Annotated in this window: 1 protein-coding gene; it reads right to left on the bottom strand. The window is 63.2% G+C overall.

Features of this window, described 5'->3' with window-relative positions; all coding sequences use genetic code 11:
* Window positions 1-285 (bottom strand): LamG domain-containing protein (locus tag K8B81_RS20870; protein ID WP_223683452.1); only part of this gene is annotated, 285 nt, incomplete at both ends.

Below are 285 nucleotides of genomic sequence, written 5' to 3'. Positions count from 1 at the left end.
GTGAGGCCGGCCTTGACGATCCGGTCCGTGAAATCAGACTTGATCTTGGTGGCGTTGGGCCGCCAGACCTTCACATCGTCGATCAAGCCCAAAAAGGGCAGCGAGCCCTCGGGCTCATTGCCGATCGTCACCGCCGTAACGGGGCGGACCGGCTGCAACGGGATGTCGAGCGAAGTCTTTACGGTCTCGCCGTTTAGGGAGACCTGCACGGTCCCGATGCCGTCGTACAGTACGCCGGCAGTCGTCCACTTCCGGGGATCGACGCCGACGTCGTCGAAGGTGACG

Origin of the sequence: Flavobacterium hibisci (assembly GCF_020026925.1) — a bacterium.
Lineage (GTDB): Bacteria > Bacteroidota > Bacteroidia > Flavobacteriales > Flavobacteriaceae > Flavobacterium > Flavobacterium hibisci.
The sequence above is the reverse complement of the archived record's forward strand: the minus strand, read 5'-3'. Positions and strand labels throughout refer to the sequence as shown.